The 25,526-nt window shown below is 71.6% G+C and carries 21 protein-coding genes and 1 pseudogene; 16 read left to right on the forward strand and 6 right to left on the reverse strand.

The annotated features are described in order from the left end of the window. Positions 1-25: 25 nt before the first annotated feature. On the reverse strand, positions 26-2,623 hold the full coding sequence (locus tag U3649_RS16415; RefSeq protein WP_407352365.1) for a bifunctional aspartate kinase/diaminopimelate decarboxylase: 2,598 nt from the start codon (positions 2,621-2,623) through the stop codon (positions 26-28). A gap of 362 nt (positions 2,624-2,985) precedes the next feature. Between U3649_RS16415 and U3649_RS16420 the strand changes: the two genes are divergently transcribed. Next, positions 2,986-3,864, forward strand: coding sequence for a PhzF family phenazine biosynthesis protein (locus U3649_RS16420; protein WP_407352366.1), 879 nt, complete (start codon positions 2,986-2,988; stop codon positions 3,862-3,864). 147 nt (positions 3,865-4,011) lie between these two features. Here U3649_RS16420 and U3649_RS16425 read toward each other — a convergent pair whose 3' ends face one another. From U3649_RS16425 to U3649_RS16435, 3 genes are all read right to left on the reverse strand, one after another. Beyond that, positions 4,012-5,682, reverse strand: a complete 1,671-nt coding sequence (locus U3649_RS16425; RefSeq protein WP_407352367.1) for an amidohydrolase — start codon at positions 5,680-5,682, stop codon at positions 4,012-4,014. Positions 5,683-5,777: 95 nt separating this feature from the next. Next, positions 5,778-6,491 (reverse strand): alpha/beta fold hydrolase, encoded by a 714-nt coding sequence (locus tag U3649_RS16430; protein ID WP_407352368.1) that lies wholly within the window; start codon positions 6,489-6,491, stop codon positions 5,778-5,780. Then, complete coding sequence (locus U3649_RS16435; protein ID WP_407352369.1) at positions 6,488-7,384, reverse strand: LysR substrate-binding domain-containing protein; 897 nt, start codon at positions 7,382-7,384, stop codon at positions 6,488-6,490. The genes U3649_RS16430 and U3649_RS16435 overlap by 4 nt, the downstream gene beginning before the upstream one ends. Before the next feature lie 88 nt (positions 7,385-7,472). Here U3649_RS16435 and U3649_RS16440 point away from each other — a divergent pair, with 88 nt between their 5' ends. Continuing rightward, a complete protein-coding gene (locus U3649_RS16440; RefSeq protein WP_407352370.1) occupies positions 7,473-9,404 on the forward strand; it encodes a hypothetical protein in 1,932 nt (643 codons plus the stop codon). Between the two features lie 146 nt (positions 9,405-9,550). On the opposite strand, the gene U3649_RS16445 is transcribed toward U3649_RS16440, so the two are convergent. Continuing rightward, positions 9,551-9,985, reverse strand: a complete 435-nt coding sequence (locus U3649_RS16445; protein ID WP_407352371.1) for an OsmC family protein — start codon at positions 9,983-9,985, stop codon at positions 9,551-9,553. 310 nt (positions 9,986-10,295) lie between these two features. Here U3649_RS16445 and fusA point away from each other — a divergent pair, with 310 nt between their 5' ends. The 8 genes from fusA (at position 10,296) to U3649_RS16485 (ending at position 16,885) form a co-directional block, all read left to right on the forward strand. Further along, on the forward strand, positions 10,296-12,344 hold the full coding sequence (fusA, locus tag U3649_RS16450; RefSeq protein ID WP_407352372.1) for an elongation factor G: 2,049 nt from the start codon (positions 10,296-10,298) through the stop codon (positions 12,342-12,344). 37 nt (positions 12,345-12,381) lie between these two features. Continuing rightward, positions 12,382-12,789, forward strand: a complete 408-nt coding sequence (locus U3649_RS16455; protein ID WP_407352373.1) for a DUF2784 domain-containing protein — start codon at positions 12,382-12,384, stop codon at positions 12,787-12,789. A gap of 145 nt (positions 12,790-12,934) precedes the next feature. Further along, on the forward strand, positions 12,935-13,324 hold the full coding sequence (locus U3649_RS16460) for an HU family DNA-binding protein (RefSeq protein ID WP_407352374.1): 390 nt from the start codon (positions 12,935-12,937) through the stop codon (positions 13,322-13,324). A 163-nt stretch (positions 13,325-13,487) separates the two neighbouring features. Further along, positions 13,488-14,126: a LysE family translocator gene (locus U3649_RS16465; protein ID WP_407352375.1), complete on the forward strand. Its 639-nt coding sequence runs from the start codon at positions 13,488-13,490 to the stop codon at positions 14,124-14,126. 52 nt (positions 14,127-14,178) lie between these two features. Beyond that, complete coding sequence (locus tag U3649_RS16470; protein WP_407352376.1) at positions 14,179-14,838, forward strand: tellurite resistance TerB family protein; 660 nt, start codon at positions 14,179-14,181, stop codon at positions 14,836-14,838. A 204-nt stretch (positions 14,839-15,042) separates the two neighbouring features. Then, positions 15,043-15,588: a M23 family metallopeptidase gene (locus U3649_RS16475; RefSeq protein WP_407354648.1), complete on the forward strand. Its 546-nt coding sequence runs from the start codon at positions 15,043-15,045 to the stop codon at positions 15,586-15,588. Positions 15,589-15,668: 80 nt separating this feature from the next. Continuing rightward, positions 15,669-16,109, forward strand: coding sequence for a hypothetical protein (locus U3649_RS16480; RefSeq protein ID WP_407352377.1), 441 nt, complete (start codon positions 15,669-15,671; stop codon positions 16,107-16,109). Between the two features lie 65 nt (positions 16,110-16,174). Continuing rightward, a complete protein-coding gene (locus U3649_RS16485) occupies positions 16,175-16,885 on the forward strand; it encodes a hypothetical protein (RefSeq protein WP_407352378.1) in 711 nt (236 codons plus the stop codon). Between the two features lie 58 nt (positions 16,886-16,943). On the opposite strand, the gene U3649_RS16490 is transcribed toward U3649_RS16485, so the two are convergent. Further along, positions 16,944-17,429, reverse strand: a complete 486-nt coding sequence (locus U3649_RS16490) for an SET domain-containing protein (RefSeq protein ID WP_407354649.1) — start codon at positions 17,427-17,429, stop codon at positions 16,944-16,946. 1,039 nt (positions 17,430-18,468) lie between these two features. On the opposite strand from U3649_RS16490, the gene U3649_RS16495 reads away from it, so the two are divergent. The 6 genes and pseudogenes from U3649_RS16495 to U3649_RS16520 all read left to right on the forward strand — a co-directional run bounded on the left by U3649_RS16495 (position 18,469) and on the right by U3649_RS16520 (position 25,494). Next, the gene (locus U3649_RS16495; protein ID WP_407352379.1) at positions 18,469-18,936 is read left to right on the forward strand and encodes an SUF system Fe-S cluster assembly regulator; all 468 of its coding nucleotides are present in this window, start codon (positions 18,469-18,471) and stop codon (positions 18,934-18,936) included. A gap of 93 nt (positions 18,937-19,029) precedes the next feature. Further along, entirely contained in the window at positions 19,030-20,490 is a 1,461-nt protein-coding gene (gene sufB, locus U3649_RS16500; protein ID WP_407352380.1) for a Fe-S cluster assembly protein SufB, read from the forward strand. Positions 20,491-20,644: 154 nt separating this feature from the next. Then, positions 20,645-21,394: pseudogene (gene sufC / locus U3649_RS16505) on the forward strand (Fe-S cluster assembly ATPase SufC); the annotation flags it as partial. A 145-nt stretch (positions 21,395-21,539) separates the two neighbouring features. After that, on the forward strand, positions 21,540-22,802 hold the full coding sequence (gene sufD, locus U3649_RS16510; RefSeq protein ID WP_407352381.1) for a Fe-S cluster assembly protein SufD: 1,263 nt from the start codon (positions 21,540-21,542) through the stop codon (positions 22,800-22,802). After that, positions 22,799-24,067, forward strand: coding sequence for a cysteine desulfurase (locus U3649_RS16515; protein WP_407352382.1), 1,269 nt, complete (start codon positions 22,799-22,801; stop codon positions 24,065-24,067). The genes sufD and U3649_RS16515 overlap by 4 nt, the downstream gene beginning before the upstream one ends. A 20-nt stretch (positions 24,068-24,087) precedes the next feature. Then, positions 24,088-25,494 (forward strand): pyridoxal phosphate-dependent decarboxylase family protein, encoded by a 1,407-nt coding sequence (locus U3649_RS16520; protein WP_407352383.1) that lies wholly within the window; start codon positions 24,088-24,090, stop codon positions 25,492-25,494. Positions 25,495-25,526: the final 32 nt, after the last annotated feature.

Below are 25,526 nucleotides of genomic sequence, written 5' to 3' on the forward strand. Positions count from 1 at the left end.
GCGTCGCGGGCGAACGTCCAGCCGCTCATGGCAGCACCTCCTGCGCCGGCAACGCCCGCAGGTTGTAAGTGTTGGCCATGACGAAGCCGTAGGCGCCGGCGTCGGCGACCAGCAGCACGTCACCCTCGGCAGTGGCGGCCGGCAGCCGGCGCTGCTTGCCGAGGACGTCCCCGGATTCGCAGATCGGGCCGACCACGTCGAAGGCGGCGTCGGCCGCTTCCTCCAGCCGCGTCAGGTTGTGGACGCCGTGGTAGGCGTCGTACAGCGCCGGACGCAGCAGCGCGTTCATGCCGGCATCGGCGCCGACGCGGCGGATCCCGCTTTTCTCCACCACCTGCGTCGTGGTCATCAGCAGCACGCCGGATTCGGCCACCAGGTAGCGGCCGGGCTCGATCGCCAGGCGGTAGTTCGGATAGGCGGACTTCACCTCCGCCAGGCCGGCGCTCCAGGCGTCGAGGTCGAACGGCTCGTCGTCGTCCTGGTAGGGGATCGGCAGGCCGCCGCCGATGTCGATGGTCTCGATGCTGCCGATGCGCTCGGCGATCCCACCGAGCTCGTCGCAGACCGAGCGCCAGTGCTGCGCGGTTTCCACGCCGCTGCCCAGGTGCGCGTGCAGGCCGGTGACGCGCGCGTCGAGCGCTCGCGCGGCGGCGAGGAACTCCTCGATCCGCGCCACCGGCAGGCCGAACTTGGAGGCGAGCCCGCCGGTGCGCACCTTCTCGTGGTGGCCCTCGCCGCGGCCGAGGTCGACGCGCAACCACAGCGCGCGACCGCGGAAGGTCTCCGGCCAGCGCTGCAGCGCCTCGACGTTATCCAGCGTCACCGTCGCGTCGAGCGCGAACGCCGCCTCGTACTCGGCGCGCGGCGCGAAGCTGGGCGTGAACAGGACGCGACCGGGCGCCAGCCCCGGCACCGCATCGAACACGTGCCGCAGTTCCGCCAGCGACACGCATTCCAGCCCGAAGCCCTCCTCCACCAGCGCGGCGAGGATCGCCGGATGGGAATTGGCCTTGATCGCGTAGTAGCGGCGATCGACCGCCTCGATCGCCGCCAGCGCGCGGGCGCGGGCGCGCACCGTGGGCAGGTGGTAGACGTAGCGCGGCGCGCCCGGCGTCGCCAGCGCCAGCAGGCGTTCGCGCTCGCCGCGCCACCAGGGCGTCTCGCGCGGGCGCAGGGCGCCGGCGATCTCGCGCCAGCGCAGGCCGAACACCTCGGCGTTGCGCACCGGCATCGCGCCGCTGCCGATCAGCTGCGCGTGCAGCTGCGGCAGCAGGCCGTCGGCGTCGGCCTCGTCGATGACGAAGGTCAGGTTGAGGTCGTTGGACGACTGCGAGATCAGGTGCACGCGCTCGCGCCCGAACGCCGCCCACACGTCCGACAGCTTGTGCAGCAGCGAGCGCATGCCGCGCCCGACCAGGGTGATCGCCGCGCACGGCGCGATCACCTTGACCCGGCAGAACCGCGCCAGGTCCTCCGAGAGGCGCGCGAGCACGTCGGTGCTGACCAGGTTGTCGTTGGGATCGAGCGAGACGGTGACGTTGGTCTCCGACGACCCGATCAGGTCGATCGAAAGCCCGTGCACACGGAAGCGGTCGAACACCTCGGCCAGGAAGCCGACCTGCTGCCACATGCCGACGGTTTCCATCGACACCAGCACGATGCCGTTGCGGCGGCTGATCGCCTTGACGCCCGGAACGGTGGCGGCGGTGGAGTCGATCGCCGTGCCCGGCAGGTCCGGACGCGCGGTATCGAGGATCGCCAGCGGCACCCCGGCGTCGCGGCAGGGGCCGAGCGCGCGCGGATGCAGCACCTTGGCGCCGGTGGTGGCGATTTCCTGCGCCTCGGCGTAGTCCAGGCGCGTGAGCAGGCGCGCGTCCGGCACCTCGCGCGGATTGGCGCTGAACATGCCCGGCACGTCGGTCCAGATCTCCACCCGCCGCGCGCGCAGCAGCGCGCCGAACAGCGCCGCCGAGGTGTCGGAACCGCCGCGCCCGAGCACCGCGGTGCCGCCGTCGCCGTGGCGGGCGATGAAGCCCTGGGTGAGCAGCAGCGGCGCCGGCTGCGCGGCGAAGCGCGCGCGCCAGGCGTCGTCGGCCTCGCGCCGGCAGGCGACCGACAGCCGCCGCGACCAGTCGCTCTGGTTCGGCAGCGCCAGCGCCTCGAGCCAGTCGCGGGCGTCGCACCAGCCGAAGTCGAGGCCCTGCGCGCGCAGGTACGCGGCGCCGAGCGTCGAGGACAGCAGCTCGCCCTGCGCCAGCAGCTCGGCCTGCCAGTCGAGCGGGCGCGCCGCGGCGCGCGCGTCCCCGGCCAACGCATGCAGCGCGGCCAGCCGCTCCTGCAGCGCGGCATCGGCGTCGAGCCCGAGTTCCGCGGCGAAATCGCGATGCCGCCGCGCCAGCGCGGCGACGTGCGCCGACGGATCCTCGACGCCGTCGGCGATCGCCTGCAGGGCATTGGTCGCGCCGGCGAGCGCCGAGACGACCACCAGCACGCGCGCGTCGTGCTGCCGCCCGCGCGCCTGCGCCAGATGGCCGATGGTGTCCCAGCGCGCGCGTTGCGACACGCTGGTGCCACCGAACTTGAGAACGATCCAGCGGGTCTGCGGCGGGTCTGGAAGAGTCATCGGCAACGGCGCGGCGAAGGCATCCGGAATGGACGCACGAAGCTGCGCATTGTAGAGCGGAGCTCGCTCCGCTGCCCTCCCCTGGGCGGCCGATCGAAGGAGCCGCGCCGCCGCCGCAAAGCGCTTTGGCCACGGATCGATGCGGATCAAAGCGAATCTAGCGAGCGGAGATCCAAAATCGGCCTGACCCGCCGCTCCTGCTCAGCCTGATCCCGCCTGAGCCTGTTCCGCCTGCTCCACCTGATTCGCGCGTACCCGCGTGTATCCGTGAATCCGTGGCCAAAGCGCTCTTCCGGTCCCGCCCCGCCGGTCGGCGGCCTCTGCGGTAAGCTGCGCACCCCCCACATCGCCGCCTCTCCCCGATGACTTCACGCCGCTTCGTGCAGCTGGACGTGTTCGCCGATCGTCCGGGCGCCGGCAATCCGCTCGCCGTGGTCTTCGATGCCGAGGGCATGGACGACGACACCATGCAGGCGATCGCGCGCTGGACCCGCCTGCCGGAAACCACCTTCGTGTTTCCGCCGACCGCCGCGGAAGCCGACTACCGCATCCGCATGTTCAGCCCGCGCCGCGAGGTGCCGTTCGCCGGTCACCCCAGCGTCGGCACCGCGCACGCGCTGCTCGAGGCCGGCCGCATCGCGCCGCGCGACGGCCTGCTGGTGCAGGAGGGCATCGCCGGCCTGCTGCCGTTGCGGGTGCTGGGCGACGGTTCGGCGCGCACGATCGCGGTGCGCACGCCCCGGGCCAGCGTGCTGGAGACCACCGAACGCGGCGATCCGCGCCTGCGCCACGCCCTCGACGGCCTGCTGCCGGGTCGGCTGCCGCCGGCGCTGATGGACGGCGGCCGCCGCTGGTGGCTGGCCGAACTGGCCGACGAGGGCACCCTGCGCGGCGCGGCGCCGGACTGGGACGCGATCGGCCTGCTGGCCGAATCGACCGAGAGCATGGGCTTGTGCGTGTTCGCCCGCGCCGACGCCGGCAGCGGCCACGACCTCGCGGTGCGCGCCTGGGTCGGCGCGCCCGCGCGCTTCGAGGACGCCGCCTCGGGCGCGGCCAACGCCACCCTGGCGGCGTGGCTGGCGTCGCGCGATGCGCTGCCGGGCGCGGACGGCCGCTATCGCGCCAGCCAGGGCCGCGAGGTCGGCTACGACGCGACCCTGGAGCTGCAGGTCGACGCCGACGGCGAGATCTGGTCCGGCGGCCACGCGGTCAGCGTGGTGCACGGCGAGATCGACTGGTAGAGCGGAGGTCCCTCGTTGCTCGCGGCTCCGGCGCCCGCGCAGCCGAGCGAGCTCGGCTCTACGACAGGCTGCGCCGCCCAAGCCCCGTAGAGCGGAGCTTGCTCCGCTGCTCCAGGCCCCGGCGCCAGGCAACCTCCCGCTACGGCGTCATTCGCCCTCGTACACCGGCACCCCATCCACCCAGGTCGACAGGATCGTCAACTCGTCCAGCCGCTCGACCGGCACCGCCAGCGGATCCTCGGCCAACACCACGAAGTCCGCGCGCAGGCCCGGCGACAGGCGCCCGACCTCGTCCTCGGCGCGACCGGCGTAGGCCGCATCGGCGGTGAATCCCCGCAATGCCTCGGCGGCCGTGAGCCTCTGCTCGGCGAGCCAACCACCCGGTGGCCGGCCCTCGCGATCCTGCCGCGTCGCCGCGGCGTACAGGCCCAGGCGCGGATCGACCGATTCGACGGGGAAATCGGAGCCCAGCGCCAGCCGCGCGCCGGCATCGAGGAAACGCCGCCAGGCGTAGGCGCCCGCAAGGCGCTCCTCGCCGAGACGATCGCCGGCCCAGGGCATATCGGAGGTGGCGTGCGTGGGCTGCATGGACGCGATGACGCGCAGCTGCGCGAAGCGCGGGATGTCCTCCAACGCCACGATCTGCGCATGCTCCACGCGCCAGCGATGATCGTCCTCGGCGCGCGCGCCGAGCGCATCGGCATAGGTCTCGAGCACGAGCCGGTTGCCGCGATCGCCGATCGCGTGCGTGGCCACCTGCACGCCGCAGCCGCGGGCCTTGCGCACCGCGGCGGCGAACGCCTTCGGCTCGGTCAGCAGCAGGCCGTCGTTGCCGGGCTCGTCGCTGTAGTCGGCGAGCAGCGCGGCGCCGCGGCTGCCGAGCGCGCCGTCCATGTACAGCTTGACGCCTCCCATGCGCAGGCGTCCGCCCGCGTGCCAGTACAGGCCGTCGCGGCACAGGTCGTCGAGCGCGCCGCCGTCGCCGTCGGCATAGGCCGAGATCCGCAGCGGCAGGCGCCCGGCACCGGCGAAGCGGCGGTACAACGCCAGGTCATCGCGCGAAACGCCCATGTCGTGCACGCCGGTCAGGCCGTTGCGCACCGCCGCGGCCAGTGCGCGCTCCAGCGCCTGTTCGCGCAGCGCCGCGTCCGGCGCCGGGATCGCGTCCTCCACCAGCGCCATCGCCGCGTCGACGAAGACGCCGCTCGGCACCCCGTCCTCGCGCACGATGCGGCCGCCGTCCGGCTGCCAGTCGCCGCCGAGATCGCGCCCGCCCGCGTGCTCCGCGGCCGCGCGCAATGCCGCCGAATTCGCCCAGCCGGCGTGGCCGTCGACGCGCTCCAGCCACACCGGGACCTCCGGGAACGCCGCGTCGAGATCGGCCGCGGTGGGGAACGCCTTCTCCGGCCACAGGTTCTGGTCCCAGCCGCGCCCGTGCAGCCAGGCACCGTCGGGCAGGTCCCCGGCATAGGCGCGCAGGCGCGCGATCACCTCGTCCTTGCTGCGCGCGCCGGCCAGGTCCGCGCTCATCAGCGCCTGGCCGAGATTCATCAGGTGCGCGTGCGCGTCGATCAGGCCGGGAATCACCACCGCCTCGCCGAGATCGATCGCTTCGGCCCGCGGATGACGTCGGCGCAGGTCTTCGGCGCTGCCGACCGCGAGGATGCGGCCCGAATCATCCCAGACCAGCGCCTCGGCCGTCGGCATCGCAGGATCGGAGGTGTGGATGCGCGCCGCGGTCAGCAGGCGCGGTTGCGCGGCTTGCGCGGCACCGGCCGCGAGCGCGATGGCGGCGAGGAAGCACAGGGTGCGGCGCATCGAATTGCTCCGTGTCCGAAAGCGGCCACTATAAGGGCCGGGATTGGGGAATGGGGATTGGGGATTCGCAAGAGCGGTGGATTCACCGCTGCCTGTTATTCCGACGCGTGACGGGATGCGGCTGGCAGGCCTCTTCGGTCCCGGCACCATGCCAAGGCCTGTCGGGCGGCAGCGGCTGCGCCGCGCCCGAGCAACGGGCCGACGTGGCTGGTCGCGGGCAACCGCAGGACGTCGGCGTCCCATGCCGCCGCCAGCGCCGCGGTGATCGCCGGCGGGACGTCGTCGTCGACGGCCGAGGCCATGCACAGCAGCGGGCACACTGGACGTTCGAGCGTCACCCCCGCATGCGCGGTGCGCAGCACGAGGCCGCTCTCGTCGCGCCAGCGGTCGAAGGCGTACAGGGCGGCGGCCTCGTCGGCATCGGGCAGTGCGCGCCGGGTCGAGGCGAGCCGCGCTTCGCGTCGCCAGGGCACGATCGCCGGCCAGTCGCGCGACGGCAGCTCCGCATGCCAGGGCGCGGGCGGCAGCGGATTGACCAGCACCAGTGCGTCGGCGTCGTCCGCGCACATCGCGGCCAGCAGCCCGCCGAGGCTTGCGCCGACCAGCACGCGCGGTCGCGGCAGTGCTCGCAACGCAGCGCGGGCCTGCGCGGCATAGTCGTCCAGCGTCGTCCGCGCCAGGCCCGGTGCGGCCGGCTGCAGGTCCGGTGCGGCGGTCGCCAGCCCCGCCGCCTCGAACACGGCACGCCAGACGTTCCATTCCCAACCGCCGGCGCCGGCGCCGTGCAGGCACAGCACCGCCGGCGTCATCGCCGCAGCCCCGCGGTCGCGGTCAGCAGGCGCGCGGCGAGTCGCGTGACCGGCACGCGCGCTTCGCCCGGCGCGCAGACCAGGTAGTGGCCGGCGGTATTGCGGATCTCCGGCCGCGCCACCCGCACCAGGCTGCCGTCCGCGAGCGCGTCGTCGACCAGCGGCGCGCGCAGCAACGCGACCCCCAGCCCCGCGCGCGCCGCCGCCAGCACCAGGTCGTAATCCTCGAACCGGCGATCGGCCGCCTTGGTCCGGAACGTCACGCTGCAGGCGCGCATCCACGCGCGCCACTGGGCGGTATCGGAGTCGTGCAGCAGCGGCAGTTCGGCGATGCGCGCCGCTCCGGCAGCGGGGCCGATTTCGGCGGCGAGCGCCGGCGCCGCCACCGGATACAGCCGCTCGGAGAACAACAGGCGGCTTTCCACGCCGCGCCAGCGTCCGCGCCCGTAACGGACCGCCAGGTCGCTCTGCCCCGCACCCAGGTCGGCGACGCGGTGCTCGATCTGCAGTTCGATCCGGCAGACCGGCGGCACGCCCTGCAGTTCGGGCAAGCGCGGTATCAGCCACAGGCGCGCGAACGACGGCACCACGCTCAGCCGGACCACCGGCAGGTCGCGGCGTGGCCGCCAGCGGTCCGCGGACTCGCGGATGCTCGCCAGCGCCCGTTCCACCTGGGCGACGAAGCGCTGGCCGGCCGGCGTGATCCGCACGCCGCGGCCGTGGCGCTCGAACAGCGGCGTGCCCAGCCAATGCTCGACGGCCTGCACCCGGCGGCTGACCGCACCATGGGTGAGGTCGAGGGATTCGGCGGCGGCGGTGAACGAGCCGAAGCGCTGGGCCGCGATCACCGCCGCCAGCGCCTCGAGCGGCGGCAGCGACTGCAAGTTGTGCATTTGACGCACACCTCATCATCGATCGGTGCGCTATGTCAACGGCGCGGCGCGCCCCACGATCATCGCCGTTGCCCATCCGCCGGTTCCCATGACGCACCCATTCCGACGCGCCACCCTCACGGCTTCGCCCGCATTGGCGGTCGTCCTGGCCTGCCTCGCCGCCCTGTTCGCCCCCGCACGGGCGCAGCAGGAGGTTATCGGCGAGGCCGACGATGCGTTCGGCAACCGCATCGGCCAGGAAAGCATCGGCCTGTACTCCGAGTCGCTCGTCCGCGGCTTCAGCCTGCAGCAGGCGGGCAACTACCGGATCGACGGCGCCTACTTCGTGCGCGCGGCGCCGCCGCCGGACACCATCGTCGACGGCGCCCGGATCCTGGTCGGACCGGCCGCGCTGCCGGTCGACTTCCCCGCGCCGTCGGGCATCGTGCAGTACCGCCTGCCCGATGCCGCGCGGGAACGCACGCGCCTGGAGCTCGGATTCCAGCACCTGCTCGACAGCAACCCGCGTCCCTACCTGCGCGGCCACTTCACGCGCCGCCGCGAAGACGGACGGGCGTCGCTGTCCGGCGGCGTGCTCGGCTCGCCCAGCGCGCGCTACATCTACGGCAACCAGGCGCGCTACCGCAGCGCCGGGCTGGTGCCGCGGTTCGCGATCGGCGAAGACTGGGAGGCGACCGCCTTCTATGGCGTCTACGACCAGGCCTACCAGGCCGACGCCGGTTTCCAGCCGGCCGGTGCTCATGCCCAGCCGCGGCCGGACCGGCTGCGCTACCCGGGACAGGCGTGGTCGCGCTTCGATACCCGCAACACCACCTACGGCGCCCTGCTGCGGACGCGCGCGCGCGCCGATGCCTGGAACTTCTCGTTCTCCGACATCCACTCGCGCGTCGACCGCCCGCGCTCGGACTACAACCTGTTCCGCGACATCACCGCGGACGGCGACGCCAGCGCCTCCACCGTCGTCGCCCGCGACCGCGAGGTCTTCGCCCGCGCCTACGAGGCGGCCGCGCGCCGCGACTGGAGCGAAGAAGGGCGGCGCGACGTGCTGACCCTCGCCGCGCGCGCGCGGCGTTCGGCCTACCGCAATCCGCGCGTGCAGACCATCGACCACGGCCGCGTGTCGCTGTTGGGGCCGATCCCGCAGTCGCCGCCGCCGGGCGACCCGGGCGGCGCGCACTCCCGCGCCGGCATCGACCAGGACGAACTCGCGGTGGGCTGGCAGCACCTGCGCCGCAGCGGACTGGCGGTCAACCTGGGGCTGCGCCGCGTGCGCCTGGACGCGTCCTCGTCGTCCGCCGGGGGCGAGGCCGCCGCCCGCACCTCGGCGCAATGGCTGCACAACGCCTCGCTGGTGCTGCCACTGTCGCCGACGCTCACCGCGTTCGCCTCGACCACGCGCGGGATCGAGGAAGCGGGCACCGCGCCGCAGAACGCCGCCAACCGCTTCGAGGTGCTGCCGCCGGCGATGGCGCGGCAATCGGAGCTCGGCGTCAAATGGCAGGCGCCGTCCGGGCTGGCCGTGATCGCCACCGCGTTCGAGATCGGCAAGCCGGAACCCGGGCTGGACGCCGACGGCATCTACCGCTTCCTCACCGACGTGCGCCATCGCGGGGTGGAGCTGTCGGCCGCCGGCCAGGTCACCGACCGCCTGCACGTGGTCGCCGGCGCGTCGTGGCTGCGGCCGCGGCTGGAAGGCGCGCTGGTCGAGGCCGGCGTCATCGGCGAGCGCCCGGTGGGGCGCGCATCGACGCTGGCACTGGCCAGTTTCAGCTACCGGCCGCCGGCGTGGGAGCGGGTGTCGTTCGACGCCGACGCCACCTGGTACGGCCGGGCGCCGGCCGATGCCCACGCACGCACGCACACGTCCGGCTATGCCTTGGTCAACGTGGGTGCGCGTACCGGTTCGTGCTGGGCGGGATTCCGGCGCAGTGGCGGCTGCGGGTGTACAACGCCGCCGACCGTTATGCATGGTCCGCCGGCAGCAGCGGCCTGCAGTCCTGGGAACCCGCCCGCCGCGTGACGCTCAGCCTGACCCTGGGCGAATGAACGACCCCGCGCGACGCCCGGGACACCACGCCGTAGAGCGGAGCTTGCTCCGCTGCGCTCGGCTCCGGAGCCAGGAGCAGCCGAGCAAGCTCGGCTCTACGGCGCACGGAACGAGCGGGATCAGCCGAGCAGTTCCGCCTCCAGCGTGATCGGCACCGCCGACAGCGCCTTCGACACCGGGCAGTTCTGCTTGGCGTCGTCGGCGATGGCGCGGAACTTCTGGTCGTCGATGCCCGGGATCCTGGCCTTCGTCTTCAGGCGGATCGCGCTCACGGTCGGCCCGCCCTCCATCGACAGGTCGACTTCGGCCCGGGTGTCCACCGACTCCGGCGGATGCCCGGCCTCGGTCAGCTTGGCCGACAGCGCCATGGTGAAGCAGCCGGCATGCGCGGCGGCGATCAGTTCTTCCGGATTGGTGCCCTTTTCGTCGCCGAAGCGCGTATTGAAGCCGTAGCGGACGCCGTCCAGCAATCCGCTCTGCGGCGTGCTGAGGCTGCCCTTGCCGGACTTGAGGTCGCCTTCCCAGTGTGCGGTGGCGTTGCGCGAAATTCCCATGGATCGGTCTCCTTGCGGGATGGAATGATTGACGAAGGTGCGGGAACGAGAAACCAGGAACGAGCAAGGGCTGGAGACTCGTTCCTCGTTTCTCGTTCCTCAGTTTTTCGCCCGACCGCGACAAGCTACCCTCGACCGCGTTACGTCCGCGTTGCATTTTGTTGCGCTGCAACGGGACGCTGCGTTCGCGCAGGCGTTACTGTGCCCTCCCGCCATGACCGCCCGCCGAGCGCCCGCTCCGGCGGCAGCGCTTTTCCCGCGGACAGCCATGACGGCCTCGTCTATCCCCTACCCAGGGAGGAACGGCCACATGCCCTACTCGACACCGGACATCCGCAACATCGCCCTCGCGGGCCACCCGGGCGCCGGCAAAACAACCCTGTTCGAAGCCCTGCTGCATGCCGGCGGCGTCCTTTCCACGGCAGGCACCGTCGAACGCGGCAACACCGTGTCCGACCACGATCCGCTGGAGAAGGAGCGCGGCCACTCGATCGACGCCGCGATCGCCAGCACCGACCACCGCGGCATCCACGTCAACCTGATCGACACGCCCGGCTATCCGGATTTCCGCGGCCCCACGCTGTCGGCGCTGGTGGCGGTGGAGACCGTCGCGATCGTCGTCGACGCGGTCGCCGGGGTCGAGTACGGCACCCGCCGGATGATGGAACGCGCCGGCGAGCGCAACCTGTGCCGCGCCGTCGTCGTCAACCGCATCGACGCCGACGGCGCCGACTGCGCGCGGGTGCTGGACGAACTGCGCGGCGAGTTCGGCCCCGAGCTGCTGCCCCTCAACCTGCCGGCCGACGGTGGCGCCCGGGTAGTCGACTGCTTCGGCCGGTCCGACGGCGGCAGCGACCTCGGCCCGGTCGCCGACTGGCACCGGCAGATCCTCGACCAGGTGGTCGAGGTCAACGAGACGGTGATGGACCGCTATCTCGATCTCGGCGAGCAGGGCCTGTCCGGCCGGGAACTCCACGACGCCTTCGAGCAGTGCCTGCGCGAGGGCCACCTGGTGCCGGTGTGCTTCGTGTCGGCGCGTACCGGCACCGGCGTGAAGGAACTGCTCGACATCGCCGAACGGCTGTTCCCGCATCCCGGCGAGGGCAATCCGCCGCAGTTCCTCAAGGGCGCCGGCGCCGACGCCGCGCCGGTGGCGCTCTCGCCGGATCCCGACGCGCACGTGATCGCCGACGTGTTCCGCATCGTCAACGATCCCTTCGTCGGCAAGCTCGGCATCTTCCGCGTCTACCAGGGCACGCTGAGGAAGGACACCCAGCTGTTCGTCGACGACGGCCGCAAGCCGTTCAAGGTCGGGCACCTGTTCAAGCTGATGGGCAAGGACCACGTGGAGATCGACCGCGCCGTGCCGGGCGACATCGCCGCCGTGGCCAAGGTCGACGAACTGCATTTCGATGCCGTCCTGCACGGCAGCCACGACGAGGACCACATCCACCTGGCGCCGCTGCAGTTTCCCCGGCCGATGTTCGGACTGGCGATCGAGGCCGCCAGCAAGGGCCACGAGCAGAAGCTCGCCAATGCCCTGCACAAGCTGGCCGAGGAGGACCCCTGCTTCCAGGTCGAGCACGAGGAGGAGACCAACGAGACCGTGATCCACGGGTTGTCCGACCTCCACCTGCGCATCAACCTCGAACGGCTGCGCGAGCGCCACGGCGTGCAGGTGCGCACGCGACCGCCGCGCATCGCCTATCGCGAGACGATCGGCGCGAAGGCCGAGGGCCACCATCGCCACAAGAAGCAGACCGGCGGCGCCGGCCAGTTCGGCGAGGTGTTCCTGCGCATCGAGCCGCTGCCGCGCGGCGGCGGCTTCGAGTTCGTCGACGCGGTCAAGGGCGGCGTGATCCCAGGGCAGCTGATCCCGGCTGTGGAGAAGGGCGTGCGCGAGGTGCTGCGCAGCGGCGCGGTCGCCGGCTATCCGATGCAGGACCTGCGGGTGACGGTGTACGACGGCAAGCACCACCCGGTCGACAGCAAGGAGGTCGCGTTCGTGGCGGCCGGGCGCAAGGCCTTCCTCGACGCCGTCGCCAAGGCCCGGCCGCAGGTGCTGGAGCCGATCGTCGACCTCGAGGTGCACGCGCCCGAGGCGCACATGGGCGACATCAGCGGCGGCCTGGCCGGAAAGCGCGCGCGCATCAACGGCACCGACGCCGCCAAGGGCGGCGAGATCGTGGTCAAGGCGCAGGTGCCGCTGTCGGAACTGGAGAGCTACGCCGCCGAACTGAAGTCGGTCACCGCCGGCCGCGGGCGCTACGCGATCGACTTCAGCCACTACGAACCGGTGCCGGCGCAGGTGCAGCAGAAGCTCACGGACGCCTACCGGCCGCGGCAGGAGGAGGACTGAGCGGCGCGTTCGCGGCCGACCCCGACAGTTCCGTCGCATGCAGGCACTCTCTCCCGCCGCCGCAGGATCGCTCGCCGATGCCATCCTGGCGCTGCACGTGGGCATCGTCGCCTTCGTGGTGCTCGGCACGCTGGCGATCCTGGCCGGCGGGCCGCGCGGCTGGCGCTGGGTGCGTCATCGCTCCTTCCGCATCGCGCACCTGGCATTGATGGCGTTCATCGCGCTGCAGGCGTGGTTCGGGCAACTGTGCCCGCTGACCGCCTGGGAGCAGGCATTGCGGACCCGTGCCGGACAGGACGCCTACGGCGGGTCCTTCGTCCAGCATTGGCTTTCGCGTTTGATCTTTTTCGAGGCGCCGTGGTGGACATTCGTGGCCGCCTACACCGCATTCGCGCTGCTCGTGGCGGCCTGCTGGTGGCGCTGGCCACCGCTTCGGAAGCGTTGAAGGCGGGCTGCCCCTGCCGGCGATCGGCAAAAAAACCCTGCTTTTTTGCGTTTTGCTATTGGCGCGGACGCGCGCATGCCCTACATTCCGACTGCCGGCACCGTTCGGCCTCACAATTCCAATCATCCATTACGGAACAGGAAACATGGCGAAGAAAGCGAAAAAGGCGACCAAGAAGGCCGCTGCTCCGAAGAAGGCCGCTGCCAAGCCGGCCGCCCCGAAGCCGATCAAGGAAACCCTCAGCAAGTCGGGCCTGGTGTCCCACATCGCCGAGACCACCGGTGTCGCCGCGAAGGACGTGCGCTCGGTCATGGCCGCGCTGGAAGGCACGATCGCGGGATCGGTCAGCAAGAAGGGCGCCGGTTCCTTCACCCTGCCGGGCGTGCTGAAGATCACCGCCGTCAAGGTGCCCGCCAAGCCGCGCCGCAAGGGCATCAACCCGTTCACCAAGGAAGAACAGTGGTTCGCCGCCAAGCCCGCCTCGGTGAAGGTCAAGGTGCGTCCGCTGAAGAAGCTCAAGGACGCCGCCGCCTGAGTCGCGCGTGATGCTCGGGGCGGCACCACCGCCCCGATGCGATGAACGAGGCCGGCCCGCTCCACGAGCGCCCGGCCTTTTTCGTGGGTGGCGCTTGCGTGCTTCACCGCCCGGTCCTTGCTAATCGTTCCTGACCGGCCCCGTTTCCCACCGGACCCGACCGATGACGCTGTTCGACGGCCCCACCCTGCTCGCCTACCTTGCCGCCGCCGTGGCGCTGGTGCTGATTCCCGGACCGGGGACGGCCTGGATCATCGCGCAGACCTCCGCCGGCGGCGCGCGCCGCGGCATGCATGCGGCACTCGGCCTGGAAGCGGCGACCACGATCCATGCGCTTGCCGCCGGGCTGGGCCTGTCGGCGTTGCTGGCGGCATCGGCGCTGGCCTTCGAACTTCTCAAGTACGCCGGCGCGGCCTACCTGGTCTGGCTGGGCATCCAGGCCTGGCGCTCGGGAGAGCGCCCGACGGTGGATGCGGATGCGCCGTACGCACGCAAGCCCCGCCAACGGCGGGTGTTCCTGCGCTCGGTGGCGATCGGCGTGCTGAACCCGAAGGTGGCCGTCTTCTTCCTCGCGTTCCTGCCGCAGTTCGTGCATCCGGAACGCGGCATGGTCTGGCTGCAGTTCATCGTGCTGGGCCTGCTGCTGTCGACGGTGGGGCTGCTCTACGGCGTGTCGCTGGCGTTGCTGGCGGGGCGTATCGGCCGTTCGGCCGGCAGCAGGTTCTCGCGCTGGCGCGCGCGCGCGCTCGGCGGCGTGTTCGTCGCGCTGGGGGTCAGGCTGGCGCTGCAGCAGCGCAGCTGAGGACGCCGGCGCCGTCTACAATCTGCATCCCCATCTCATCCGGATCGCAGACATGCAGCTTCAGGGATTTCTGGACCATCTTCTCAAGTCCGCCGGCGCCGGCCAGGGCGATGCCGCGGCGACCGGGCGGACGACCGGCGGCGGCCTCGGCGGCATGCTCAACGCCGACTTCGGCAAGGGCGCGATCGCCGGCGGCGCACTCGGCCTGCTGCTGGGCGGCAACCGCAAGACCCGCAAGCTGGCGACCTACGGCGGCCTGGCCGCGATCGGCGTGATGGCCTACCGGGCCTACGGCGACTACAAGCAGCAGCAGGGGAAGCCGGCCGAGCCGGAGACCGTCGACCGGCTGCCGCCGCCGCAGGCCGAGCTGCACAGCGAGGCGATCCTCAAGGCGCTGGTCGCCGCGGCCAAGGCCGACGGGCACATCGACGCGCGCGAGCGCGAAGCGATCGAGGGCGAGTTCTCGCGCCTGGACAGCGGCGCCGACGTGCAGCGCTGGCTGCATGCCGAACTGGAGAAGCCGCTCGATCCCGCCGAAGTGGCGCGCGCGGCCGCCACCCCCGAGATCGCCTCGGAGATGTACCTCGCCAGCCTGATGGCCGTCGACGAGCAGAACTACATGGAACGCGCCTACCTGGACGAACTGGCGCGGCAGCTCGGGCTCGACGACGCGCTGAAGGCGAGGCTCGAGGCGCAGCTGCGCAGCGGCTGAGCCGGCGCCATGGCCGCGACCATCCCATTTCCGGCGCCCCCGTAGAGCCGAGCTTGCTCGGCTGCCGCGTCGGCTTCGGAGAAGGCGCAGCGGAGCAAGCTCCGCTCTACGGGCACTTCATCGGCCTGCCGTTAGATTGCCCGCGTGGACAGAGCGACGGCCCCCGCGATCCACGGCAAGGACTACCGCGCCGCCGCGTTCCGCATCGTCGCCTGGGCGCTGGTGCTGATCGCCGCTGCCTACGCCGCCGCCTGGGCCTGGCGACAGCCGTTCATGGAGAGGCCGCGCATGGCCTGGGCGCTGTCGCGGATGCCGCCGCCGGCGACGCTGACGATGCCGGTCCGCGAGGTCGAAGCGGCCCGCATCGCCGACACCTTCGGTGATCCGCGCGGCGCCGACCGCAGCCACGAGGGCGTCGACATCTTCGCGCCGCGCGGCACCGACGTGGTGAGCGCCACGCCCGGCATCGTCACCGCCGTGCGCGAAGGCGGGCTCGGCGGACGCCAGGTCTGGGTGCTGGGCCCGGCACGCGAGCGGCACTACTACGCGCACCTGGACGACTGGGTGCCGGGGCTGGCGGCCGGCGAGGTGGTGTGGCCGGGCAGCCTGCTCGGCAGCGTCGGCGACACCGGCAACGCGCGCGGCACCTCGCCGCATCTGCACTACGGCGTCTACGGCGCCGCGGGCGCCTACGACCCGCTGCCGCTGCTGCTCGCGGCCGCCGCGGAAGCGGAGGCCGGAACCGACTGAAGCGCCCGCGTCGACGCACGCCACGCGCGGCGTTAGCATCGCAGCGATGCCGCGATGGCGGCGCATCACCGCGGGGCGGTATGGACAAGCGTTTCCTGGTCTGCGGCATCGTCGTCGCGATGGCCGCGCTGCTGCTGGGCTTCCTGGTCCACGGCCTGCTGCTGCGCGCCGATTATCTCGCCCACGCGTCGCTGTACCGCAGCCAGCCCGAGGCCAACGCGCGCTTCGGCTGGATCCTGGTCGCCTACCTGTCGATCGGCTTCGCCATGACCTGGCTGTACCGCCGCCTGCACGATAGCGACGAGGTGCAGGCCGCGACCGGCCTTCGGTTCGGCGTCGCCGTCGGCCTGGTGTCGTTCGTGCCCTGGCATCTGCTCGCCTATGTCGGCCAGCCGCTGCCACTGTCGCTGATGCTCAAGCAGGTCGCGTTCGACCTGGCGGCGATGGCCCTGCTCGGCCTGCTGTTGGCCTGGCTGCGGCCGCGCCGGGTCGCCCTGACCGAGCCGGACGAAAGCCGCTAACGGCCGGTTCACCGCGGCGGCGTAGGCTTGCCGCACTGTCGTAGACGCACGCATCCGGAACCGCCATGCGCACGCGCCCCCGTTTTCCTGCCGCCTTCGTCTTCGCCGCCGCGCTGTCGGTGTCCGCATGCGGCGGCGGCGAGCAGGAAGCCGCCGACGCGCGCGGAACCGGGCAACCGGAGGTTCTGCCGGCGCCGGCGCAGCCGGCCGGCGGCATCACCGGGATGCCCGACGCGCCGGGGCCGGGCCAGGTCCCGCTCGGCGGCGAACCGCCGCCGCCGGAGCCGTGGCTCGCACCGGACGGGAATTTCGGCCTGCCGCCGCTGGAGGACGAACCCGAGGCCGGCCTGTCCGCCGAGGACGCGGACGCGGCGCCGGACGATGCGCAAACCGGCGCCGGCGAGCCGACGGTCGAGGACGCGGTGGCCGTCATCGGCGACTACTACGCTGCGATCGACGAAGGCGGCTACGCCCGCGCCTATCGCCTGTGGTCGAACGATGGCGAGGCCAGTGGACAGACGGAGGAACGGTTCGCCGCCGGTTTCGCACGGACCGAGGATGTGGCGGTGCAGGTCGGCAAGCCGGGTGCCGTGGAAGGCGCGGCTGGCTCGCGCTACGTGCGGATCCCGGTGGCGGTGACGGCCCGCCACGACGACGGCGCCGTGCACCGCTACGCCGGCCACTACGTGCTACGGCGGGCAGTGGTGGACGGGGCGAGCGCCGAACAACGGACGTGGCGGATCGCGTCGGCGGAGCTGCGCGAGGAACGCCTGTAGCCGACCGCGGCCGCGCGACGGACAATCGCCGCGACCGCGAGCGGAAGGCGGAGCGGGGTCAGCGCTTGGGTTGCAGCATCGTCCCGGTACAGTTCTTCGCGCCGCAACGGCAGCCCCACAGCTTCTTCAGCTTGGGCGTATGCCGCTCGTCCAGGGTGATTCCGTAGTTGTAGGTCAGCTCCTCGCCGGCGGCGATGTCGCGGGCCGCCTCGATGAAGACCTTGTCCTTGTGCGGGCGCTTCTTCTCGTCCTCCTCGATCACCGCCTCGCAGTTGGGGTCGCAGCTGTGGTTGATCCAGCGCGCGATGTTGGCGCCCGCGTTGGCGTCGATCACATAGTCGTCGTTGAGGGTGAAGAGAAAGGTGTGGCCGTTCTCGTCGATCTCGCCGTATTCCTCGTCGACCTCCTCGTGGGTCCGCAGTACCCCCTTGTAGCGGATGATGCGCTCGCCCTTCTCGATCGCCTCGGTGGCGAAGACGCCGTTGCCGTGGATCGGCGACAGGCGGGCTTCGATCTTCTTCTTCTTACCTTTCTTCTTCGGCATCGAGTCGCTGCGGTTGCGGGACGGGAATCGCATTGTGGTGCAAGCGGTCACGATTCGCCAATGGCGCGCCAGGCAGATCCTTCCGCTGCGACGAAGCCACACCGTCGCCACGGGGCAGCACCAATGAATAGCCGCGCCAAGCAGCCCCTACCGCAGCGACGAAGTCACACCGTCGCCACGGGGCAGCACCAATGAATAGCCGCGCCAAGCAGCCCCTACCGCAGCGACGAAGTCACACCGTCGCCACGGGGCAGCACCAATGAATAGCCGCGCCAGGCAGCCCCTACCGCAGCGATGAAGTCACACCGTCGCCACGGGGCGGCGCCAATGAATAGCCGCTTCACGCTGTTCTGGCTGAAGCGCCCTCCTTCGGTCTGCCGCGCCGAGGCGGGAGCCGCGCCGCGGGGATTGCTCCGCCCTTCGGTCCGGCCATCCATGGCCGGACTCAGGGCCGCTGACCATCCATGGTCAGCTCTCCGCAATCCCCGCGGCACGGCTCCCGCTCCAACCCGTATCGGCTTCGGTGGGAGGGCTTCCGAGTATCCGAAAGCGAATCGCCGGTGCGGCGCCCGGGCCGGGGTATCCCGGACCGGGGTATGCGGACAGAGCAGGCCATGGGTGAGCACGGGCCGCTTGCGCGGCACTGCCGCGCGGCCTGTGCGAACGCCCGGCGCGCTGCGCCGGGCCGGACCGGTCCTTGAAGCGGCACGGGCCTGCGGCGGCGAGTCCGCCACAGATGGCGGACCGAGCCCGGGAGCATGCCCCGGCCCGGGCGCCGCTGGTTCCGGAGCCGCGCCAAGTAGTCCCATCCGGTGCGACGCGGTCTCACCGTCGCCACGGGGCAAGGTCAGTGAATAGCCGCATCAGGCATCGGCTCCAGGCCGAGCGGCCTCGATTGCCTGGCGCGGCTATTCATTGGCGGCCGCCCGTGGCGACGGGGTTGCTTCGTCGCCACGGAGGGGCCTGCTCGGCGCGGCGCGGTTGGCCTTGGCGGCCAGAAAGCGTACAATTTCGGTACGTTTTACGGAGCCCTGCCGCCATGCTGCGCGTCACCCGCCTCACCGACTACGCCACCGTCGTGCTGACCGTGCTCGCCGCGCGTCCGGATACGGTGCTGTGCGCGGCCGACCTGGCCGAGCGTGCCGGCCTGGAGGCGCCGACGGTCAGCAAGGTGCTCAAGCCGCTGGCGCAGGCTGGACTGGTGGAGGGCTTCCGCGGCGCGCACGGCGGCTACCGGCTGGCGCGCCCGGCCGCGGCGATCAGCCTGATCGAGATCGTCGAGGCGATGGAAGGCCCGCTGGCGATGACCGAATGCAGCCTCGACGACGGCCTGTGCGGCATCTCCCACCAGTGCGGCGTGCGCGCCAACTGGCGCCGCATCAACGACGTGGTCGCCGATGCCCTGCGCGGCGTCAGTCTGGCGCAGATGCTCGACGACGCGCCGCTCCCACCCTCCTCCCCCGGCACGAAACGGATCGCCGCCCGCCTCGCCCCCACCCCAACGTAGAGCGGAGCTTGCTCCGCTGCTTCGGCTCCGGAGACCGCTCAGCCGGGCAAGCTCGGCTCTACGGAACAGAACACACGTAGGCAGCCCACCCCCATGGCCACCGAAATCATCGAACCCATCCGCAACCTGGAAATCCACGAGCAGCTCGGCCGGCGCTATGCCGCCGGCTTCGTGACCGACATCGAATCCGACTCGCTGCCGCCCGGCCTGGACGAGGACGTCGTCCGCGCGCTCTCGGCGAAGAAGAACGAGCCCGAGTGGATGACCGAGTGGCGCCTGGCCGCCTACCGGCACTGGCTGACCATGCCGGTGCCGCACTGGGCCAAGCTGAAGATCACGCCGATCGACTTCCAGTCGATCAGCTACTACGCCGCGCCCAAGGGACCGAAGTACAACTCGCTGGACGAGGTGCCGCAGGAACTGCTCGACACCTACGACAAGCTCGGCGTGCCGCTGCACGAGCGCGCGCGCCTGGCCGGCGTGGCGGTGGACGCGGTGTTCGACTCGGTCTCGGTCGGCACCACCTTCAAGAAGGAACTGGCCGAGAAGGGCGTGATCTTCTGCTCGATGTCCGAGGCGATCCAGGATCACCCGGAACTGGTGAAGCAGTACCTGGGCAGCGTGGTGCCGACCGGCGACAACTACTTCGCCGCGCTCAACTCGGCGGTGTTCTCCGACGGCAGCTTCGTCTACATCCCCAAGGGCGTGCGCTGCCCGATGGAACTGTCCACCTATTTCCGCATCAACGCCGGCCATACCGGCCAGTTCGAGCGCACCCTGATCATCTGCGAGGACAAGGGCTACGTGTCCTACCTGGAAGGCTGCACCGCGCCGATGCGCGACGAGAACCAGCTGCATGCCGCCGTGGTCGAGCTGGTCGCGCTGGAGGATGCCGAGATCAAGTACTCGACCGTGCAGAACTGGTACCCGGGCGACGAGGAAGGCCGCGGCGGCATCTACAACTTCGTCACCAAGCGCGCCGAGTGCCGTGGCGATCGCAGCAAGGTCACCTGGACCCAGGTGGAGACCGGCTCGGCGATCACCTGGAAGTACCCGAGCTGCGTGCTGCTGGGCGACGATTCGTCCGGCGAGTTCCACTCGGTCGCGCTGACCCACCACCGCCAGCAGGCCGACACCGGCACCAAGATGATCCACGTCGGCAAGCGCACCAAGAGCAAGATCGTCAGCAAGGGCATCAGCGCCGGCCGTGGCCAGAACACCTACCGCGGCCTGGTCAAGGTGGACCGCAACGCCGACGGCGCGCGCAACCACACCCAGTGCGACAGCCTGCTGATCGGCAAGCGCTGCGGCGCCCATACCTTCCCCTACATCGAGGTGAAGAATCCCGGGGCGACGGTCGAGCACGAGGCGACCACCTCGAAGATCTCCGACGACCAGATGTTCTACTGCCGCTCGCGCGGCATCTCCGAGGAGGACGCGGTGAGCCTGATCGTCGACGGCTTCTGCAAGCAGGTCTTCCGCGAGCTGCCGATGGAGTTCGCGGTCGAGGCGAAGAAGCTGCTGGAAGTCAGCCTGGAAGGCAGTGTCGGATGAAGCCGCTTTTTCCTTCTCCCTCCGGGAGAAGGTGGCGCGAAGCGCCGGATGAGGGTACGGCGAAGCGGCAGCGAACCGAACCATCACCACTTCGCCGTACCCTCACCCCAACCCCTCTCCCGACGGGAGAGGGGCTTTGAAAACCGGAATGAGCATGCTCAAGATCGAAAACCTCCACGTCCGCGTCGGCAACAACGACATCCTCAAGGGCCTCTGGCTGGAACTGCAGCCGGGCCAGGTGCACGCCATCATGGGGCCGAACGGCGCCGGCAAGTCCACGCTCGGCAACGTGCTGGCCGGGCGCGGCGGCTACGACATCGTCGAAGGCTCGGTGACCTACGACGGCCGCGACCTGCTGGCGCTGGAGCCGGAGGAGCGCGCCGCCGCCGGCGTGTTCCTCGCCTTCCAGTACCCGGTGGAGATTCCGGGCGTGAACAACACCTATTTCCTGCGCAGCGCGCTCAACGCGCAGCGCAAGGTGCGCGGCGAGGACGAGCTGGACTCGATGCAGTTCCTCAAGCTGGTGCGCGAGAAGCTCGGCACCCTGCACCTCGACGACAGCCTGCTGCACCGCGCCGTCAACGAGGGTTTCTCGGGCGGCGAGAAGAAGCGCAACGAGATCTTCCAGCTGGCGGTGCTGGAGCCGAAGCTGGCGATCCTGGACGAAACCGATTCCGGGCTCGACATCGACGCGCTCAAGAACGTCGCCGAGGGCGTCAACGCGCTGCGCTCCCCCGAGCGTGCATTCCTGCTGATCACGCACTACCAGCGCCTGCTCGACTACATCCGGCCCGACCGGGTGCACGTGCTCGCAGACGGCCGCATCGTCGAGAGCGGCGGGCCGGAGCTGGCGCTGCAGCTGGAGGAGCACGGCTACGCCTGGGTCAAGGACCGCATCGCGCCGGGTGAGGAAGCGCGTTTGCAGACCACTGGTCTGCGCGCTGACGAGCGCCCGACGGCTACGCCGGCGGGCCGGGGTGCGGCATGAACCTGCAGTCGCTCCACCCCGTTTCTGCGGGCGTCCCGCACCGGCATTCCGGAGTCGCGGCATGAGCATGCTGCTCGACTCGCTCGCCGCCGGGTTCGACGGCGATGCACGCCGTCGCGCGGCGCTCGATGCCGCGCTGCGCGACGGATTGCCCGGCCCGCGCAGCGAGGCGTGGAAATACACGCCGCTGCGGGCGCTCGAGCGGCGCACCTTCGCCGTCGCCGATGCCGTGCCGGACGTCGACCCGGCGCTGCTGGCCGGGATTCCGTCGCCGCGGCTGGTGTTCGTCAACGGCCGCCATGCCGAAACGCTCTCCGACCTGGGCGCATTGCCGGACGGACTGACGCTGCGCCCCCGCGCCGGCGAGGCCGAAGCCGGTTCCGGCCTCGACGATGCGCATGCGTCCCGCTACGACCGCGCCGACGCCGTGTTCGCGCGGCTCGCCATCGCCTTGGCCGACGACGGTGTGATGCTGCGGGCCGCGGCCGGCGCTCGGATCGACACGCCGGTCCACCTGGTCTTCATCGGCGCACCGCAGGCGGACCGGGAACTGGCCTGGCACCTGCGGCACGCGATCGCGATCGGCGACGGCGCCTCGCTGCAGCTGGTCGAGCACCACATCGCCCCCGGCGCGCACCGCCACCTCGACAACGCGCTGGTGGAGATCGACGTCGGCAGCGGCGGCCGCCTGCTGCACGCACGCGTGCAGTCCGGTGCCGACAGCGCCACCGCGTTCCTGCGTACCGAGGCCGTGCTGGCGGCATCGGCGCGCTACGAGCGCGTCGACCTGGAGCTGGGCGGCGCGCTGTCGCGGCACGAGCTCAACGTGCGCCTGCAAGGCGCCGGGGCGCACCTGACCGCCAACGGCGTGCTGCTGGCCACCGGTCGCCGCCACCTCGATACCCGGCTCGGCATCGAGCACCTCGCCCGCGACACCATCTGCGGGCTGCTGTGGCGGGGCATCGGCGCCGGCCGCGGGCGCGCCGTGTTCCATGGCGGCATCACCATCCACGAGGGTGCCGACGGCAGCGACGCGCAGCTGTCCAACAAGAACCTGCTGCTCTCCGACGGCGCCGAGATCGACACCCAGCCGGTGCTGGTGATCCACGCCGACGAGGTGCAGGCCGCGCACGGCGCCACCGTCGGCCGGTTGGATGCCGAGGCGCTGTTCTACCTGCGCACGCGCGGACTGCCGGAAGGCGACGCCCGCCGGCTGTTGACCGCCGCGTTCGCGCGCGAACCGCTGTCCGCGGCGGCGCCAGCCGCCCGCGAGACGCTCGACACCCATCTCGACCGCGCCCTGCAGGCGCTGGCGCCGGCATGAACATGCCGCATGCCACCGATGTCGCCGCTCCCGCGCCGGGCACGCAGGACGACGTCGACTGGGGCCGGATCCGCGCCGACTTCCCGCTGCTGTACCGCGCGGTGCACGACCGCCCGCTGGTCTATTTCGACAACGCCAACACCTCGCAGAAGCCCTCGGCGGTGATCGAGGCGATGGACGGCTACTACCGCCGCTTCAACGCCAACGTCAGCCGCGCCGTGCACCAGCTCGGCAGCGAGGCCACCGAGGCGTACGAGGCCTCGCGCGGGAAGCTGGCGGGCCTGCTCAACGTGCGTGCCGACGAACTGGTGCTGTGCAGCGGCACCACCTTCGCCATCAACCTGGTCGCGTACTCCTGGGCATTGCCGCGGCTCAAGCCCGGCGACGTCATCCTGGTCTCGCGCATGGAGCACCACGCCAACATCGTGCCCTGGCAGCTGGTCGCCGAACGCACCGGCGCCACGATCCGGGTCGCCGAGATCAACGACGACGGCACGCTCGACCTAGACGCGCTGTACGCAGCGATGACGCCGGAGGTGAAGCTGCTGGCGGTGGCGCACGTGTCCAACCTGCTCGGCACCGTGAACCCCGTGCGCGAGATCTGCCGCGAGGCGCGCAGGCGCGGCGTGGCCACCGTGGTCGACGGCTCGCAGGCGGTGCCGCACCGCCGGGTCGACCTCGCCGCGATCGGCTGCGACTTCTACGCGTTCACCGGGCACAAGATGTGCGGACCGACCGGCACCGGCGCGCTGTGGGCGCGGCGCGAACACCTGCAGGCGATGCCGCCGTTCATCGGCGGCGGCGAGATGATCCGCGAGGTCAGCTTCGACGGCACCGTGTTCAACGACCCGCCGCACAAGTTCGAGGCGGGCACGCCCAACATCGCCGGCTTCGTCGGCCTCGGCGCCGCCGTCGACTACCTGCAGGCGCTGGGCCTGGAGCGGATCGAGGCGCGCGAGGCCGAGCTGCTGGCGCACCTGAGCGAGGAGCTCGGCAAGGTCGACGGCCTGCGCATCTTCGGCAACGCGCCGGACAAGGCCGCAGTGGTGTCGTTCCTGGTCGAGGGCGCGCACGCGCACGACCTGGCCACCCTGCTCGACCTGGAAGGCGTGGCGATCCGCTCCGGCCAGCACTGCGCCCATCCACTGCTGCAGTTCTACGGCGTCGCCGCCACCTGCCGCGCCTCGCTCGCGTTCTACAACACGCACGAGGAGATCGACGCCTTCGTCGCCGCGCTGCGCAAGGTGCGCGGGTTGCTCGGCTAGACCGGCACGGCCCCGGCACGATGGACCCGCGGCTCGCGCTGGACCTCGACGATCTCGATGCCGTGCTCGAACGGGCGCTGCGCCTGGCGCAGGCGTTCCTGGACGGGCTCGACGAGCGGCCGGCCGCCGCCCGGCTTCCGGCCGAAGGACTGGCCAGCGCCGCGACACTGCCGGAAGCGGGCATCGGCGCGGCGGCGGCGCTGGACGGCTTTCATCTCGATTACGACCGCTACCTGTCCGCAAGCGCCGGACCGCGCTACTTCGGCTTCGTGACCGGCGGCGTCACCCCCGCCGCGCTCGCCGCCGACTGGCTGACCGCCGCCTACGACCAGAACGCGCAGCAGCGCAGCGGCGACAGCTGCGCGCCGCAGATCGAAATGCAGGCGCTCGACATGCTGCGGCAGCTGCTGGGCTGGCCCGCGGGCTGGACCGGGGTTTGCGTGACCGGCGCGACGATGGCCAACTTCAGCGGCCTGGCGCTGGCGCGGCAATGGTACGGGCGCGCAATGGGCCGCGACATCGCCACCGGCGGTGCGGGCGGCCTGCCCGCGCCCGCGGTGTTCGCCGGCAGCGCCCACTCGAGCATCGGCAAGGCGCTGTCGATGCTGGGCCTGGGCCGCCACGCGCTGCGTCCGCTGCCGCTGCTGGCCGGCCGCGAGGCGCTCGACGTGGACGCGCTGCGCGACGCGCTGGCCACCAACCAGGCACCCGCGATCGTCTGCGCCAGCGCCGGCACCGTCAATACCGCCGACTTCGACGACCTGGCGGCGATCGCGCGGCTCAAGCGCGAATTCCCGTTCTGGCTGCACGTGGATGCGGCATTCGGCGGCATCGCCGCCGCGTCGCCGCGGTACCGGGGGCGCCTGGCCGACATCGAAGCGGCCGATTCGGTCGCCGTGGATGCGCACAAGTGGCTCAATCTCCCCTACGACTGCGCCGTCATGTTCAACGCCCATCTGCCGCTGCAGGTGGAGGTGTTCCAGAACCGCTCCGACTACCTGGCGCCGCCCGAAGCGGCAGCCGACAACTATCTGCACCTGGGTCCCGAGAACTCGCGTCGCCTGCGCGCGCTGCCGCTGTGGACGAGCCTGCGTGCATACGGCCGCGCGGGCTATGCCGATATCGTCGAACGCAACTGCGCCGCCGCACGGCGCTTCGGCACCCTGGTCGAGTCCGAGCCGCGCCTGCGGTCGGCCGCCCCGGTGCGGCTGAACGTCGCCTGCTTCCGTCTCGCCGACGGCGACGACGCAGCGCTGGCGGCGCTGCACGCGCGCCTGGTCGCCGAGGGCACCGCCTTCTTCTCCGCGTCGCGGCTGGACGGCCGCGCGATCCTGCGCGCCGCCGTGTGCAACTGGCGCACGAGCATCGACGACGTCGAGCGCGCCTTCGCCGCAGTGCGTGACGCGCTCGATGCGCTGCAACGATAATCCGCCCCGTCCTGCCCGCCGATTCCAGTATC

This window comes from Luteimonas sp. R10 (genome assembly GCF_045689605.1).
In the GTDB taxonomy this organism is placed as follows: Bacteria; Pseudomonadota; Gammaproteobacteria; order Xanthomonadales; family Xanthomonadaceae; genus Luteimonas.

Coding starts and splice junctions, on each gene's coding strand:
- U3649_RS16415 (WP_407352365.1), bottom strand. CDS start 2,623: ATGACTCTTCCAGACCCGCCGCAGACCCGCTGGATCGTTCTCAAGTTC.
- U3649_RS16420 (WP_407352366.1), top strand. CDS start 2,986: ATGACTTCACGCCGCTTCGTGCAGCTGGACGTGTTCGCCGATCGTCCG.
- U3649_RS16425 (WP_407352367.1), bottom strand. CDS start 5,682: ATGCGCCGCACCCTGTGCTTCCTCGCCGCCATCGCGCTCGCGGCCGGT.
- U3649_RS16430 (WP_407352368.1), bottom strand. CDS start 6,491: ATGACGCCGGCGGTGCTGTGCCTGCACGGCGCCGGCGCCGGCGGTTGG.
- U3649_RS16435 (WP_407352369.1), bottom strand. CDS start 7,384: ATGCACAACTTGCAGTCGCTGCCGCCGCTCGAGGCGCTGGCGGCGGTG.
- U3649_RS16440 (WP_407352370.1), top strand. CDS start 7,473: ATGACGCACCCATTCCGACGCGCCACCCTCACGGCTTCGCCCGCATTG.
- U3649_RS16445 (WP_407352371.1), bottom strand. CDS start 9,985: ATGGGAATTTCGCGCAACGCCACCGCACACTGGGAAGGCGACCTCAAG.
- fusA (WP_407352372.1), top strand. CDS start 10,296: ATGCCCTACTCGACACCGGACATCCGCAACATCGCCCTCGCGGGCCAC.
- U3649_RS16455 (WP_407352373.1), top strand. CDS start 12,382: ATGCAGGCACTCTCTCCCGCCGCCGCAGGATCGCTCGCCGATGCCATC.
- U3649_RS16460 (WP_407352374.1), top strand. CDS start 12,935: ATGGCGAAGAAAGCGAAAAAGGCGACCAAGAAGGCCGCTGCTCCGAAG.
- U3649_RS16465 (WP_407352375.1), top strand. CDS start 13,488: ATGACGCTGTTCGACGGCCCCACCCTGCTCGCCTACCTTGCCGCCGCC.
- U3649_RS16470 (WP_407352376.1), top strand. CDS start 14,179: ATGCAGCTTCAGGGATTTCTGGACCATCTTCTCAAGTCCGCCGGCGCC.
- U3649_RS16480 (WP_407352377.1), top strand. CDS start 15,669: ATGGACAAGCGTTTCCTGGTCTGCGGCATCGTCGTCGCGATGGCCGCG.
- U3649_RS16485 (WP_407352378.1), top strand. CDS start 16,175: ATGCGCACGCGCCCCCGTTTTCCTGCCGCCTTCGTCTTCGCCGCCGCG.
- U3649_RS16490 (WP_407354649.1), bottom strand. CDS start 17,429: ATGCCGAAGAAGAAAGGTAAGAAGAAGAAGATCGAAGCCCGCCTGTCG.
- U3649_RS16495 (WP_407352379.1), top strand. CDS start 18,469: ATGCTGCGCGTCACCCGCCTCACCGACTACGCCACCGTCGTGCTGACC.
- sufB (WP_407352380.1), top strand. CDS start 19,030: ATGGCCACCGAAATCATCGAACCCATCCGCAACCTGGAAATCCACGAG.
- sufD (WP_407352381.1), top strand. CDS start 21,540: ATGAGCATGCTGCTCGACTCGCTCGCCGCCGGGTTCGACGGCGATGCA.
- U3649_RS16515 (WP_407352382.1), top strand. CDS start 22,799: ATGAACATGCCGCATGCCACCGATGTCGCCGCTCCCGCGCCGGGCACG.
- U3649_RS16520 (WP_407352383.1), top strand. CDS start 24,088: ATGGACCCGCGGCTCGCGCTGGACCTCGACGATCTCGATGCCGTGCTC.